Below are 15414 nucleotides of genomic sequence, written 5' to 3'. Positions count from 1 at the left end.
TTTATTTAAAATATAAAAATGGACGGTTTTATGAAAAAAAATATTCATCCTAATTATTCTGAAATATCAGTTGTGTGTTCGTGTGGTAATTCTATTAAAATTTTTTCTACGTTGTGTAAAAATATAAATATTGATATATGTTCTCAATGTCATCCTTTTTATACTGGTAAACAAAGAGTAGCAGATACTGGTGGTCGTATTGAAAAGTTTAATAAAAAATTTAAAATGAATAGTTAAATAGTAAGACCAATTTTTTTAAAATAAAATATGAACTTGTTTTTTAAAGATGATGTTTTATTTTTTTGTTTTGCATAATATTTTGAAAAAGTATTTCGTTAGTCCGAGATATATAGAATCAACAATTTTTTTTTGATAAATTTCATTATTTAATTTTTTTTCTTCTAATTTATTGCTTATAAATCCTGTTTCTATGAGTATAGATGGAAAGTTAGGGGATTTTAATATTCCAAAACTAGCACGTTTAGGATGAGGTTCGTATATACAATTAGTACTTTTAAGTTCTTTTATAATTTTTTTTGCTAATAAGTAACCTGATTTTTGAATATGATTGAATTGTAAGTCTAACATAATTGATTTTAAGTATGGACTTGTATTTTTTTTTGAAAAATGTTTTTTGCTTCTTTTAAATAGTTGTATTTTTTTCGTGTTTTTTTTTGACAAGTAATTTATTTCAGAGTTAATTCTTTTTTTTGATAAAATCCACATAGATAATCCAGATATTCTTGGATTATTTGATGAATTAGTATGAATAGAAATTAATAAATTAACGTTTTTCTTTTTAGCGATGTTAATACGTTTTTCAATAGATAAGTAATAATTTCCATTTCTTATCATAACTACTTTGAATAATTTTGATTTGTTTAATTTGTATTTTAATTTTTCGGAAATTTCAAGATTGATATTTTTTTCTTGAGTGTTATTGATTCCAATTGCTCCAGGATCTTGCCCTCCATGTCCAGCATCAATAGCAATTATAATTTTTTTTATATTTTGATATTTTTGGATACAACTTTTTTTATGAAATGCTTTTCTTTTATAATTTTTATTATTTATATCTGAATTAGCTGAGATTAAATGTTTAAATTGAAAATTTTTAGTTTTAGGACAAATTTTATAAAAAAAATTTTTTAAAAATATAACAAGAACGATAGTGATGCAATGATATTGCGTTATTTTTTATACTAAATGCATATATATTGTTATTATGTTTTTTGCAATTAGACAATGATTTAGATGATGCGCATACAGAATTTAAAGAAATTACATTAAATAAAAAAAATATCACATAAAATACATAATGCAGCATAAATTTTTCCTAAATTTAACATTAAAATAGCGGGAAACGAGATTCGAACTCGCGACCTCAACCTTGGCAAGGTTGCACTCTACCAACTGAGCTATTCCCGCATTAGAATAAACTTTATTATAAAAATAAAAAAAATTCAAGTATTAATTAATAAAATTTATGAATGGTTTTAAAAATGCGATTTTATATAAATCTTTTGTATGTATAATTATAATTCATTTTTTAAGAAATATTTTTTATAGTGTTTTAATTCATATACTGATTCATATAGGTCATTTAATGCTTTATGATCATGGTTTTTTTTAAATTTTTTGTACATTTCAGGATTCCATCTTATAGCTAGTTCTTTTATTGTACTAACGTCTATTTGCCTATAGTGAAAATATTTTTCTAAAGTAGGCATATATTTAAATAAAAACTGTCTATCTTTACTCACTGTGTTTCCACACATTGGAGATGCATTTTTAGGAACCCATTTTTTGAGAAAAGAGATAGTTTTAAGTTCAGCTAATTTGTCGTTGTAAAAACTATTTTTTATTCTTTTTATAAGTCCGCTTTTGTGATGAGTATTATGATTCCATGGATTCATTTGCATTAATTGGGTATGTTTTTGGTAAATAGCTATAACTGGTCCAGTAGATAATATTTCTAAGTTAATATTGGTTATTAATGTAGCAATTTCAATAATTTTATGTTTTTCAGGATTTAGACCTGTCATTTCTAAATCAATCCATATTAAATTATGTTGAGTAATATTCATTTTTCTGTTGCGATAAGCAATAATTAATCATATTCGTCTTATAGTTGTTATGCTATTGTGAAAATTTTAATATAACATATAATTTTAGGAATTTTAAATAATGTAACATTGTTATGTATCATATTATAGACCACTATATATTTATTAATGTTTCAAAATTATTATAAAATTTTTATGCATGTGTGTTTCCATTAGAATAAGTATAATTATTAAAAATGAGATTATGTTAGAATTTTTCTATTTTGTTAAGGTTATTTTTAAAAAAGTAGAAAAAATATGTGTTCTAATAAGTGTAACTGTCCACTTGTTTTAAAAAAATAAATTACGATATGTTGTAGAAACAATATTGTCAATCTTTTATAAGTTATAAATATGATACAAAATATATTTAAAAAATAATGTTAATTTAATCAACAATTTTATATATGAAATGTATTAAAAACATTTTAATATAAAAGTTCTAGAATAACGATGTTTTAAAAATGTTAAATTAGTGAGAGATTTTATGAAAAATATTAATCCTGTTGATACTCATGCATGGAAAAATTTAAAAAAACATTTTCATGATATAAAGAATGTGCATATGAAAGATTTGTTTTATCAAGATAAAGAGAGATTTCATAAATTTTCAATAAATTTTAATGATCAGATGTTAGTTGATTTTTCTAAGAATAGAATTACTAGCGATACAATAGTTAAATTATTAATGTTAGCAAAAGAAGTGGATTTAGTTAATGCAATTCAACTTATGTTTAACGGAGAAAAAATTAATCGAACTGAAAATCGTGCTGCGCTACATACAGCATTAAGAAACAGTAGTCAAAATCCTATTATGTATAATGATAAAGATGTCATGATCGATATTCGCAAAATGCTTAAAAAAATGAAACTATTTTCAAAAGCAGTTATTGGTGGAGAGTGGAAAGGATATACAGGAAAATCAATAACTGATGTAGTAAATATTGGCATTGGAGGATCAGATTTAGGTCCATCTATGGTAGTAACAGCATTGAGTGCTTATAAAAATCATCTAAAAATACATTTTGTTTCCAATATGGATGGCGCGCACATTTCTAGTATTTTGAAAAAAGTTCATCCAGAAACGACTTTATTTTTGATTGTTTCTAAAACATTTACCACGCAAGAAACTATTATGAATGCTAATACTGCTAAATTATGGATGACTGAGTATTTTCATACAAATACATTTTTTGATCAACATTTTATTGCGATATCTGCTAGTGTAACGAATGTTATTAATTTTGGAATTAAACTAGATAATACATTTATATTTTGGGATTGGGTAGGTGGTCGCTATTCACTATGGTCTTCTGTAGGATTATCTGTATCTCTTGCTATCGGATTTGACAACTTTTTACTTCTTTTAAATGGTGCTTATTCTATGGATCAGCATTATTTAAATACAAATTTGAGTCAAAATATACCTGTTTTATTAGCATTAATTGGTATTTGGTATAATAATTTTTTTTTATCAGAAACAGAAGCAATTTTACCTTATGATCAAAATATGCGCCGTTTTCCTACTTTTTTACAGCAAACTAATATGGAATCAAATGGAAAAAATATTGATAGAAACGGTAATCGTGTTGGTTGGCAAACAGGACCTATTGTTTGGGGAGAGCAAGGTACTAATGGACAACACGCGTTTTATCAATTGTTACATCAAGGTACTAAATTAATTCCTTGTGATTTTATTGCATCTGTATGTCCTAATAATAATTCTTTAGTTGATCATCATGTTCAATTACTTTCTCATTTTTTTTCGCAAACTCAAGCTTTAGCTTTTGGACAATCTCACAAAATTGAAAAAAATGAGTTCAATAATGTTAGAACACGATCACAAAAATTATGGAATATATCTCCATACAAAACGTTTGAAGGTAATAGGCCTAGTAATTCTATTTTATTATATAAGATTGATCCTTATAATTTAGGTTCATTAATTGCATTGTATGAACATAAAGTTTTTACTCAAGGTGTAATATTTAATATTTTTACTTTTGATCAGTGGGGAGTTGAGTTAGGTAAAAAACTTGCAAAATCTATTTCTTTTAGTTTAATAAATGATGTTAAAGAAACGACGTACGATTCTTCTACTAATGGATTAATTAATTTTTATAAATCTCTTCGTTAATATGTAATACATAAACTTTTATTGCATGTAGCTTTGATTTTTCCATAATGTTATTGTTTAGGAATAATAAATCTTTTTAGATGCATCAAAGAAATATTTGTTTTATGTATATTTTCGGTAGTCTTACTTTGTATGTTTTTTAAAGCGAGTTGTTTAGGTATAATATGTTGGAAATAATTTAGTATTAAGTTTGCAAAGATATTACAATAATTTATATTTTGATATTTAATTTAATTAAAAACTTTTATTATAAAAAATGTTTGTGGTATTTGATTACCATAAATTATATGTGTATTTTTTTATATATTTGACAGTTGATTATTTAATGTTAAAAGATGATGTTTTAAAGATCGCAGATTTAGGGATATTATTATTAGTATTTTTTAGTTTATATCTATATTGTAAAACAACAATTATTTTTATAAAGTTAATCAATAGGATTGAGGAACAAACATGTCAATGTTAATAAAAGTTAAAATTCAAAATATTGGTCGTTTTTTAAGTAAAATGATTATGCCAAATATTAGTGCTTTTATTGCATGGGGATTGATTAGTGGATTATTTCTTCATTCTGGGTGGATACCAAATGAAAATTTAAAAAAAATAATAAATCCGATGATAATTTATCTTTTTCCGATCTTAATTGCTAGTACTGGTGGTCGGTTAATGTGCGGAAAAAGAGGGGCAATTGTTGGAAGCATAGCTGTAATGGGGGCTATAGTTAATACTACTGTGCCAATGTTGCTAGGAGCAATGATAATTGGACCATTAGGAGGCTGGGCTGTTTTTTGGTTTGATAAAATGGTTAAAAGTAAAGTTTCTAGTAGTTTTGAAATGTTAATAAATAACTTTTCAGCTGGGATAATTGGAATACTATTGTCAATAGTATCTTTTTTTGTTATAGGTCCAGCAATTGAAGAATTTTCTCATATTTTAGAATATGGTGTTAATTTAATGATTAAAAACAATTGTTTGCCTTTAATTTCAATTTTTATTGAACCTGCAAAAATATTGTTTTTAAACAATGCTGTTAATCATGGTATTTTTTCTTCTTTAGGTATGCAAGAAGTAGATATATTTAATAGATCTATTTTCTTTTTGATTGAATCCAATCCAGGTCCAGGAATTGGTGCACTTATGGCTTTATTTTTTATAGGATATAGAAATAAAGACGTTAAACTCTCTTTGAGAAATGCCGTAATTATTCAGTTATTTGGAGGAATACATGAAGTATATTTTCCTTATATTTTATTAAATCCTAAACTAATTATAGCATTAATTTTAGGTGGAATGGCTAATATATTTATATTAATGTTATTTAAAGGTGGATTAATGTCTACAGCTTCTCCTGGTTCTATTATATCAATTTTAGCTATGACTCCAAGGGGTTCATATTTTGTTAATGTTTCTGCAGTTACTGTATCTTTCTTGGTATCTTTTTTAATTTCTTTCATAACATTAAAAATTTTTAATAAAAAAACTCATATAAACATTATAAATCCTCTTAAAGAACATACTAAAGAAAATACTGGATTGAATCATAGTATGAGAGAAATTAGTAGTAGTAATCTCAATTTTTCTAAACAAGTAAAAAATATAGTTGTTGCTTGCGATGCAGGTATGGGATCTAGCGCAATAGGAGCAGGAATATTAAGAAAGAAATTAAATAACTTAAATATTAATGTTGTTGTGGCTAATTTTGCTATTGATTCAATTCCTAATGACATTGATTTAGTGATTACACATAAGAATCTCACTGCACGAGCAAAGATACAACACCCTAAATCTCAGCACTTATCTTTAAATAATTTTTTAGATAATGATTTTTATGAAGCATTAGGAAGTTATTTAATTACAAGAAACATTTGCGATTCTACTGATTTAGTAGAAAATACTACATTAAAAGAAAAAACAGAAGTAGGGCCAAATAATAGTTTATTTTATTTTACTGAACAGAATATATTTCTCAATCAAACTGCTAGAAATAAAGAGGAAGCTATTAAATTCATAGGTATGCAATTAGTAAATCAGGGATATGTAAAAGAAGAATATATTACAGCAATGTTAGAAAGAGAAGAAATCATGTCTACTTGGTTAGGAGAATCAATAGCTTTACCTCATGGAACTATAGCAGCAAAAGATTCTATATTGAAAACTGGAGCTATTTTTTGTCAATTTCCAAAAGGTGTACGTTTTGGAGATTACCCAGATGATATTGCTTTTTTAGTAATTGGTATTGCAGCTCGTAATAACGAACATGTTACAGTAGTAAGTAATATTACGAGTATTTTAGATGATAGTAAAGTAATTAAACATTTGTCTAATACTAGTTGCGTTAGTGATGTATTAAGATTATTTTCTCGAAATACTTAATAATAATTATTTAAAATTTAATATAAATATTCAAAATAAATGTTGTTTTAAAATTAGTGATAGGAATAGATTTATTAATTATTATAACTAGGAATTATGATGAAAGCATTACATTTTGGCGCTGGGAATATAGGTAGAGGATTTATTGGACAGATATTGGTACATTCGGGATTTCATTTAACTTTTTCTGATATTAATGAGGATATTGTTAATTCTATTAATGCGCGTCGCAAATATGATATTGAAATATTGAGTAAAAATCTTTTTTTAGATTCAATTCAAGGAGTACAGGCTATACATATTCATGATCCTAATATTTCATCTATCATAGCAGAATCGGATATAATTACTACAGCAGTAGGAGTAAATAATGTTAATACGTTAGCGAACGTAATTTCGAAAGGAATTATACATAAAATAGAAATAAAAAAAAACAATTGTGTTAATATTATTGCGTGCGAAAATTCTTTTCGTTGCAGTTCGGAATTAAAAAAATGTGTTCTAGGTTTATTATCTAAAAAATATCATCAATATTTAGAGAATAACATTGGATTTGTAGATGCAGTAGTGGATAGAATTATATCATGTAATGATAAAAGAAAGGATGATATATTATTTGTAAGAGTAGAACCGTTTAAAGAATTAATATGCGATATAAATCAATTTCGAGGTAATATTCCTAAAATTGTTGATATGCAATTAAGTAATGATTTAGATGCGTGCGTTGAAAGAAAATTATTTACTTTAAATACTGGGCATGCAATTACCGCATATTTAGGTTTATTATATGGGTATAGTAACGTTTATAGTGCTATTTTAGATAAGAGAATATATGATGTTGTGTATGGTGCTATGAGTGAAAGCGGAAATGTATTAGAATTGCGATATAATTGGGATAAAATTGTACACAATAAATATATTCATTCAATTTTATCTAGGTTTAGAAATGATTATTTAATTGATGATTTAATACGAATAGGTCGTAATCCTTTGAGAAAATTACGTAAAAATGATCGTTTGATAAAACCTATTTTAGGAACTTTAGAGTATCAATGTTCTAACATTAACTTAACAAAAGGCGTAGCTGCTGCATTATGTTATAAAAATTTTTATGATAGTGAAGCAATACAATTGAGTAATCTAATTGAAACTAAAGGAGTTAATTATATTTTATCTGAGATTAGTGGATTAGATTTAAGGTTACCTGTAGTAGATTCAATTAATAAAAATTTTTTCTTTTTTAAAAATCAGTTATGTAACAATAGAAATTTTATTTAATGTTGAGTTTATTTTAAGTATATTAACTTCATTGTATTATAGTTCTATTAGCTTAAATATGTATTTGTACTCATCTACATATTAACTTTAATAAAATACATGTTACATTTAGTGAATGTTTTAGAACTAATGCTGTTTTGCTTATTGCGTATAGACTTGAGCATATGTTTATTTGCATATTACCTAAGATGGTTTTAAATTATATTTTTTACAAGAGAAACGATTTATTTTCCAGCATCTGTAGTAAAAGAATTAGTGAAAAACAGTGTTATAAATTTTAGTGTTGCGTGCATTGGTATTAATGTTTAACAATGGTATATTAGGTTTGGTACATATTAGAGATAATAGTATTGGAATTCGAAAACAAGATTTAGTTTTTTATAGTATTGAACAAATGAAATTTATTTTATACAAGATTTAAAATATGTAATTACTTTAGGACTTCGTGGCGAAGTTATTGCCTAGTATTAGTTCGATATCTCGATTAACATTATCTTTTTTGTTATTATTTAGAAAGAAAAGGATGAAGTGTTGGTATTGATGAAAAATTTTGAGACTTTTTATATTCAATAGCTCGTTTTCAAAAAACGACGCTAGTTTTTTTTAGATTTGTGGTGCAATGAGTTAGTTGGTCGAAAGTAGATCATGCCTAAATATTCTGAATTTATAAAAATTGATGAAATGGTTTGTTACTTATCTTTATCTAGACATTCGGTGAGTGTATGTTTAAAACATAATAGTAAATTAATTTTATATTGTTATAAGTATTCAAATCAAGATGAAAAACAAAGTAGAATTAATATAATTTTTGGATTTGATTTAAATAAGATAACATTTTAGTAACGAATACGGTAACATACATGTTCGCGAGTGGATATATTCATGTTAATAATACTCACAAAATATATTCAATATTGTTATGTTAACAAACTATATTGTTTAAAATAGCGTCATTTAATGTGTGTTTTTCAAGTAGTATAAGAATAATATAATCATGAATATAAAGTTTTATATTTTGTATTTTAATATTAATCTTAATGAATTAAATGTTAATATACATCTTAAAAAAAGAAAGTCAATATTTTTCACATGTATAGCTTATGGATTCATATATTAAGTGATTTTGTATCTTTTAAAAACAAGTTAGTCATTATTTTACTTCAACGTTAAAGTTGCAGTAAATTTTAAAAAAATAAAATTAGTTTTGGCACAAGTCTTTTCTAAAAAGCTCAAGCCAAATAGTATGTTATTTTTGTAGTCTAATGCATAAAACATGAAATTAAATATGAATTAGTTAATTTTGAGTAATAATAGAAAAAATTATCTTATGAAAACTGTTATTTTGTAAAACATTCTATTCTATTTAAAAATTTACTTATAATTATTTATTAATGAAAAAAATAAAAAATTTTGTTGTTATCATTATCTATGGCTAAATGACTAGTATATAAATTTAAGTTGGAGTTAGAAATAAAAACTAATAGAATTAAATTAAGATTTTTTGATATTCTTCATTTTGTTATCATAAATTTAGATTTAAAGCAGATTTTTTATATATGTAAAAATTTGTTATCTTAAATTGGTTTACATTACTTTTCTTTCATAAATTTGATTAATTTTTTTGTTTTTTGTTTTTTATTATAGTTTAGATAACATAATTTTAATTATATGTAAGTTTTTAACTAAACAAGAAATAATATTGTTTTAGTTAATCACAAATGTTTTTGAAAATATTGAAGCTAAGATTTATATTGAAATCATGTATAAATTGCAGTGCTGTTATTGGAATTGAGTAAATATCGTCAGGTGTTTTTAGACTATTCTACTCCAATACTTGTGTAGTCAATTGATATTGATTTAATACTAAGTTTATTAAAAATATGATTGTTGAGTATATAAATTCAGATTTCCCATTAGTAATATTTTTAATGGGTCCTACTGCATGTGGCAAAAGCGCCATTGCGATGAAATTAAAACGATTACTTCCAGTTGAATTAATTAGTGTTGATTCAGCATTGATTTACCGCGAAATGGACATTGGTACAGATAAACCAACAAATTCAGAACTATTATGTAATCCGTATCATTTAATTAATATTAAGGATCCTTCAGAAGTATATTCAGTAGGTGCATTTCAAAAAGACGTATTAAAAGTAATCAAATATGTCCTTTCTTTAGGAAAGATACCTTTATTGGTAGGTGGTACAATGTTTTATTTTAAAACGTTATTGGAGGGATTACCAAGATTACCTGCTTCTAATTATGATTTACGTTCATATTTGTATTTGACCAATAAAAAGAATAAAACAATTTTATACAATAAATTAAGAAAAATTGATCCCATATCTTCAAAAAGAATTCATCCTCATGATTTGCAAAGAGTGTTAAGAGCGTTAGAAATATTTTATATATCAGGAAAAACTTTAACTGAATTAACTCAGCTTAAAAATTATATATTTCCGTATAAGGTAGTTCAATTTTCTATTGTTCCAAAAGATAAAAATTGGCTAGTGGACAATATTTATGCTCGTTTTAAAAAAATGTTATTGCTGGGATTTCAAAGCGAAGTAGAACGTTTGTTACATCGTGGTGATTTAAATTCTGAGCTACCTTCTATGCGTTGTGTTGGATATCGGCAGATGTGGAGTTATCTTACAAAAAATATAAGTTATGAAGAAATGGTATACACGTCAATAATTGCTACTCAAAAATTAGCTAAAAATCAATTAACATGGTTAAAGAATTGGAAAAGTTTACATAAGTTAAAGAGTCATAATAATTCAGATGTTTTAAGTTATAAAATAGTTCAAATTCTCAAAAATTTGTAATGTGTAAAAGTGAATGTGTATTTTATTATATTACAAACGTATAAGTTATATATTTTATAAAATTTTAATGCATAAAATTTTTGATCATAACAAGTATTATCATTTTTATGATATTTGGATCGAATGTTTTATATTTATTTTTTAAAAAAATTTTTATTAAATAAAATCTGATAGTAGTCTTGTACCATGTTTTTTAGTAGATATAATAAAGTATTTTTTTATATCTGCATCAAAGAGTGTATTAGATACTGTTTTTTATGCAATTTAAGGCAGATTTTTAGATGTTTTTCTAATTTGTGTTAAAATTATCTATATAAAACGTATTTTATGGATATAATTTTAGTTGATTAATATAGAACTAAGGTATGTCAATATTTTATGAAATAAATTTTTTATAAACAATTTTAGTTAAAGGAAAATATTAATAATAAATGGAGATAAATATGGTCTGGAATCAGCCAAGTAACAATAAACCTGAACTAGATCCTTGGAGTAATAAAAATCGAAATTCAGAAGATTTTAAAAATAAAAAAAGTAATTTTTTTATTTTTATTGAATTAAAGAAGTTATTCAATTTATTAAAAATGAGAACACAATCGTTTTATAGTGGCTCAGGATCTTTTAAATGTATTAAAAATCCTGTAATATTAATTTCTATTATGATTATATCAGTTTTGATAATTAATGGTTTTTATACCATTAAAGAAGCAGAACGTGGTGTAATTATGCGTTTTGGAAAATTTAGTCATTTAGTAGAACCTGGATTAAATTGGAGGCCAATATTTATTGATCAAGTAATTCCTATTAATGTTAAATCAGTTAGAGAATTAGCTACATCTGGCATCATGTTAACATCTGATGAGAATGTTGTTCGAGTAGAAATGAATATACAATATCGTATCACTAATCCATTTCAATATTTATTTTCAGTAACTCACCCTGATAATAGTTTAAGAGAAGCTACTGATAGTGCATTACGTGGGGTAATTGGTCATTCTACTATGGATCGAGTTTTAACTGAAGGTCGTACTGTTGTTAGAAGTGATACGCAAAAAGAAATAGAAAAAACAATACAACCGTATAACATGGGCATAACTATATTAGATGTAAATTTTCAAACTGCTCGTCCACCTGAAGAAGTAAAATCTGCTTTTGATGATGCCATTGCAGCTAGAGAAAATAGAGAACAATATATTAGGGAAGCAGAAGCTTATGCTAATGAGGTAAAACCCAAAGCTAATGGTCAAGCGCAACGTATTTTAGAAGAAGCAAGAGCTTATAAATCTCGTATTATATCTGAAGCAAGAGGAGAAGTAGTTAGATTTTCGAAAATATTACCTGCATATAGAGCTGCAAAAAGCGTTACTTTAAAAAGATTGTATATCGAATCTATGGAAAGAATTTTTAGCAGTACTAGAAAAATATTTGTTAATAATAATGCATTGCTGTTGTCTTTAGATGGCTTGTTTTTAAAAAACAATACTTTGTTAAAAAATTCTAATTCTACTCAAGAAAATACTCCTTCAAACGATACGTCAACTTCGAAGAAAAAGGTGAGTGATGATATTATTTCTGACGTAGTTCCAAAGAATACAGTCAATCAGGAAGATAATCATTCTATTCAAGTTGATATTTCTAGAAAAGGAAGACAATAAAATATGAATAAAGTTTTTGCGGTAATTTTTAGTACAATATTGATTTTTTTATTTCTTGGTTTTTTTATTGTTCAAGAAGGACAAAAAGGAATTATATTGCGATTTGGTAAAGTTTTGCGTAACAATCAAAATGAACCTTTAGTATATGATCCTGGTTTGTACGTCAAGTTTCCAGTTATTGATACGGTAAAAATGTTAGATGCTAGAATTCAAACTATGGATAATCAGGCAGATCGTTTCGTTACAAAAGAAAAAAAAGATTTAATTGTTGATTCTTATATAAAATGGAAAATCAGTGATTTTAGTCGATATTATCTAGCTACAGGAGGAGGCGATATTTCTCAAGCAGAAATATTATTAAAACGAAAATTTAGTGATCGACTACGATCGGAAATGGGGCGTCTAAACGTAAAAGAAATTGTTACTGATTCTAGAGGTCGATTAACTACTGATGTAAGAGATGCTTTGAACACTGGAAGTATAGATTATTCTTCTGATCATGTAAGAAAACAAAATGAATATATGATGTTAGATATTAAAAAAAATAGGTATAATAGAGTGTTAATTAACACTAATAGTATGACTGAATTAGGAATTAAAGTTGTTGACGTACGTATTAAGCAAATTAATTTACCGGTCGAAGTATCCGATGCAATATATAATAGAATGAGAGCAGAACGCGAAGCTGTTGCTCGGAGTCAGCGTTCGAAAGGTCAAGAAGAAGCAGAAAAGTTACGAGCGTCGGCTGATTATGAGGTTATCAAAGTATTATCAGAAGCACAAAGAAAAGCGTTAATTATAAAAGGTGAGGGAGAGGCCACAGTAGCTAAATTATTTTCTGATTCTGTTAATCGAGAACCTAACTTTTATAGTTTCATTCGTAGTCTATTAGCATATGAAAATAGTTTTAAAAGTGGAAAAGATGTTTTAATCATTAATCCTGAAAATAATTATTTTTTTAAGTATATGAAAAAAATTCAGTAACATTATTGTTTTACAGTTTTGCTTTTTTGTTAAATACTATAGTGTTCATACTAAATTAATGCGTAGAAATAAGGTAATCGCTTAATGATTAAAGATAATATCGTTGTTTTAGGTACTCAGTGGGGAGATGAAGGAAAAGGGAAAATTGTAGATTGTTTAACTGAAAATGCAGATTATGTTGTTCGATATCAAGGTGGTCATAATGCTGGTCATACATTAGTAGTTAATGGAAAAAAAATTGTTTTACATATTTTACCTTCTGGTATTTTACGCAGTAATGTTACTGCTTTAGTTGCTAATGGTGTTGTATTATCACCTATGCATTTTATAAATGAAATTAATTTGTTGAAAAAATACAATTATAATGTAGAAGATCGTATTGTCATATCAGAATCTTGTCATTTAATACTAAGCTATCATGTTGCTATGGACATAGCTAGAGAACAAAAGCGGGGTGAATATTCTATTGGAACCACTAAATGTGGAATTGGACCGGCTTATGAAGATAAAATGGCTAGACGGGGGTTACGTGTAGGTGATTTAAGAGATTGGTCTTATTTTTCTCGTCAATTACAAGATAATGTAGACTATTATAATCATCAATTGGTACATTTTTATCATGCTAAAAGTGTAGATTACAAAAGTATTTCTGCTGATATATTTAAAACAAAAGATATTCTAGTACGAATGTCAGATGATGTTTCTAAAATTTTAGAAACAGCTCAAAATAATAAGAAATTAGTTGTATTCGAAGGTGCTCAGGGAACATTATTGGATATAGATCACGGTATGTATCCATATGTTACCTCTTCCAATAGTATTGCTGGTAGTGCATATATTGGTTCTGGAATAGGACCATCTCATATAAAACATGTGTTTGGAGTGGTTAAATCATATTCTACTAGAGTGGGCAATGGGCCATTTCCAACAGAATTTTTTGGTGATTTAGATGCATATTTTTGTAAAAAAGGAAATGAGTTTGGTTCTACTACTGGAAGAAAGCGCCGTATTGGTTGGTTAGATACTGTTTTGCTTAAAAGATCTATAAACATTAATTCTTTATCTAATTTATGTTTAACAAAATTGGATGTATTAGATGATTTAAGAGAAATTAAGGTTTGTATAGGTTATAAAAATAGAGAAGGTTTTGAACATGATAAGATTCCATGTTGCTATAAGGATTGGCAAGCAATTACTCCTATTTATGAAACTATGAAAGGTTGGAATGATAAGACATTAGGTATTACTAATTTTGATAGTTTACCCATTTTAGCCAAAAATTTTATTTTTCGTATTGAAGAAATATTAGGTGTATCTATTAATATTATATCTACTGGCCCTAATAGAAACGATACTATTTTTAGAAATATATTATAGTATTTTATAGCTAGAGTTAAGAAGTATGATTTAATTCTAGCTTTGAGTGTTTAATATTTGCCTTCTTATTATAATAGGTAATTTTTTGATTATGACTAGCATATATTTAGTATACAACTTTATTTTAAATGTTATAGTATGATTGAATACTATTTTTAAACGTTGATTTTATAGAATATTAAATTTTATGTTAACTTTATATCTTGTATTGAATATTTTTTATTATTGATGTATATTATATATTTATTTTTTACTTTTTTTGTATTGAATATAATTTTTAATGATATTTTAGGAATTAAATCAAGTTATAAGGAGCGATCTAGTGAGGCATTATGAAATAATATTTCTGATTCATCCTGATCATAGTGAACAACTTTTAAGTATTGTAGAACAATATAAAAAGTTAATTTATGATGATCAAGGCATAATTCATAGATTTGAAGATTGGGGGAGGCGTCAGTTAGCATATTCTATTGCTAAACTTCGTAAAGCGCACTATATATTAATGAATATTGAAGTTTCTTCAAATACTATTAAACAATTATCAGATAAGTTTCGATTTAATGATTTTATAGTGCGAAATATGATTATATGTTTAAAGAAACCGATAACAGAAGCATCTCCTATGATGCGTTTTCGAGATGATAAGAAACTTAATAGTGATGTTCATTGAAGTA

The 15414-nt window shown here is 25.8% G+C and carries 12 protein-coding genes and 1 tRNA gene; 10 read left to right on the top strand and 3 right to left on the bottom strand.

Going from position 1 to position 15414, the window contains the following annotated elements:
• Positions 1 to 30 precede the first annotated feature (30 nt).
• On the top strand, positions 31 to 237 hold the full coding sequence (rpmE, locus tag U0T55_02665; GenBank protein XBC42797.1) for a 50S ribosomal protein L31: 207 nt from the start codon (positions 31 to 33) through the stop codon (positions 235 to 237).
• Positions 238 to 294: 57 nt separating this feature from the next.
• Here rpmE and U0T55_02660 read toward each other — a convergent pair whose 3' ends face one another.
• From U0T55_02660 to orn, 3 genes are all read right to left on the bottom strand, one after another.
• A complete protein-coding gene (locus U0T55_02660) occupies positions 295 to 945 on the bottom strand; it encodes an N-acetylmuramoyl-L-alanine amidase (protein ID XBC43084.1) in 651 nt (216 codons plus the stop codon).
• Between the two features lie 410 nt (positions 946 to 1355).
• Positions 1356 to 1428, bottom strand: a tRNA-Gly gene (locus U0T55_02655).
• A gap of 107 nt (positions 1429 to 1535) precedes the next feature.
• Positions 1536 to 2087: an oligoribonuclease gene (gene orn, locus U0T55_02650; GenBank protein XBC42796.1), complete on the bottom strand. Its 552-nt coding sequence runs from the start codon at positions 2085 to 2087 to the stop codon at positions 1536 to 1538.
• 505 nt (positions 2088 to 2592) lie between these two features.
• Here orn and pgi point away from each other — a divergent pair.
• From pgi to rpsF, 9 genes are all read left to right on the top strand, one after another.
• A complete protein-coding gene (pgi, locus tag U0T55_02645) occupies positions 2593 to 4242 on the top strand; it encodes a glucose-6-phosphate isomerase (protein XBC42795.1) in 1650 nt (549 codons plus the stop codon).
• A gap of 453 nt (positions 4243 to 4695) precedes the next feature.
• The gene (locus tag U0T55_02640; GenBank protein ID XBC42794.1) at positions 4696 to 6615 is read left to right on the top strand and encodes a PTS mannitol transporter subunit IICBA; all 1920 of its coding nucleotides are present in this window, start codon (positions 4696 to 4698) and stop codon (positions 6613 to 6615) included.
• Positions 6616 to 6714: 99 nt separating this feature from the next.
• Complete coding sequence (locus U0T55_02635) at positions 6715 to 7893, top strand: mannitol-1-phosphate 5-dehydrogenase (protein ID XBC42793.1); 1179 nt, start codon at positions 6715 to 6717, stop codon at positions 7891 to 7893.
• A 645-nt stretch (positions 7894 to 8538) separates the two neighbouring features.
• On the top strand, positions 8539 to 8733 hold the full coding sequence (locus U0T55_02630) for a hypothetical protein (protein ID XBC42792.1): 195 nt from the start codon (positions 8539 to 8541) through the stop codon (positions 8731 to 8733).
• Positions 8734 to 9821: 1088 nt separating this feature from the next.
• Positions 9822 to 10721 carry a tRNA (adenosine(37)-N6)-dimethylallyltransferase MiaA gene (gene miaA, locus U0T55_02625; GenBank protein ID XBC43083.1) on the top strand — a complete coding sequence of 300 codons (900 nt, stop codon included), beginning with the start codon at positions 9822 to 9824 and terminating at the stop codon, positions 10719 to 10721.
• A gap of 443 nt (positions 10722 to 11164) precedes the next feature.
• Entirely contained in the window at positions 11165 to 12376 is a 1212-nt protein-coding gene (gene hflK / locus U0T55_02620; GenBank protein ID XBC42791.1) for an FtsH protease activity modulator HflK, read from the top strand.
• 3 nt (positions 12377 to 12379) lie between these two features.
• Entirely contained in the window at positions 12380 to 13360 is a 981-nt protein-coding gene (gene hflC, locus U0T55_02615; GenBank protein ID XBC42790.1) for a protease modulator HflC, read from the top strand.
• Positions 13361 to 13447: 87 nt separating this feature from the next.
• On the top strand, positions 13448 to 14737 hold the full coding sequence (locus tag U0T55_02610) for an adenylosuccinate synthase (protein XBC43082.1): 1290 nt from the start codon (positions 13448 to 13450) through the stop codon (positions 14735 to 14737).
• A 322-nt stretch (positions 14738 to 15059) separates the two neighbouring features.
• The gene (rpsF, locus tag U0T55_02605; GenBank protein XBC42789.1) at positions 15060 to 15410 is read left to right on the top strand and encodes a 30S ribosomal protein S6; all 351 of its coding nucleotides are present in this window, start codon (positions 15060 to 15062) and stop codon (positions 15408 to 15410) included.
• The last annotated feature ends 4 nt before the right edge of the window (positions 15411 to 15414 follow it).

Source organism: Buchnera aphidicola (Kaburagia rhusicola ensigallis) (genome assembly GCA_039830025.1).
Lineage (GTDB): Bacteria > Pseudomonadota > Gammaproteobacteria > Enterobacterales > Enterobacteriaceae > Buchnera_B > Buchnera_B aphidicola_AW.
Note: the sequence above shows the minus strand (reverse complement) of the source record. Positions and strands in the feature narration are given on the sequence as shown.

Excerpts from the sequence above, each read along its gene's own strand:
- rpmE (XBC42797.1), top strand. The coding sequence starts at position 31 with ATGAAAAAAAATATTCATCCTAATTATTCTGAAATATCAGTTGTGTGT.
- orn (XBC42796.1), bottom strand. The coding sequence starts at position 2,087 with ATGAATATTACTCAACATAATTTAATATGGATTGATTTAGAAATGACA.
- pgi (XBC42795.1), top strand. The coding sequence starts at position 2,593 with ATGAAAAATATTAATCCTGTTGATACTCATGCATGGAAAAATTTAAAA.
- U0T55_02640 (XBC42794.1), top strand. The coding sequence starts at position 4,696 with ATGTCAATGTTAATAAAAGTTAAAATTCAAAATATTGGTCGTTTTTTA.
- U0T55_02635 (XBC42793.1), top strand. The coding sequence starts at position 6,715 with ATGAAAGCATTACATTTTGGCGCTGGGAATATAGGTAGAGGATTTATT.
- U0T55_02630 (XBC42792.1), top strand. The coding sequence starts at position 8,539 with ATGCCTAAATATTCTGAATTTATAAAAATTGATGAAATGGTTTGTTAC.
- miaA (XBC43083.1), top strand. The coding sequence starts at position 9,822 with ATGGGTCCTACTGCATGTGGCAAAAGCGCCATTGCGATGAAATTAAAA.
- hflK (XBC42791.1), top strand. The coding sequence starts at position 11,165 with ATGGTCTGGAATCAGCCAAGTAACAATAAACCTGAACTAGATCCTTGG.
- hflC (XBC42790.1), top strand. The coding sequence starts at position 12,380 with ATGAATAAAGTTTTTGCGGTAATTTTTAGTACAATATTGATTTTTTTA.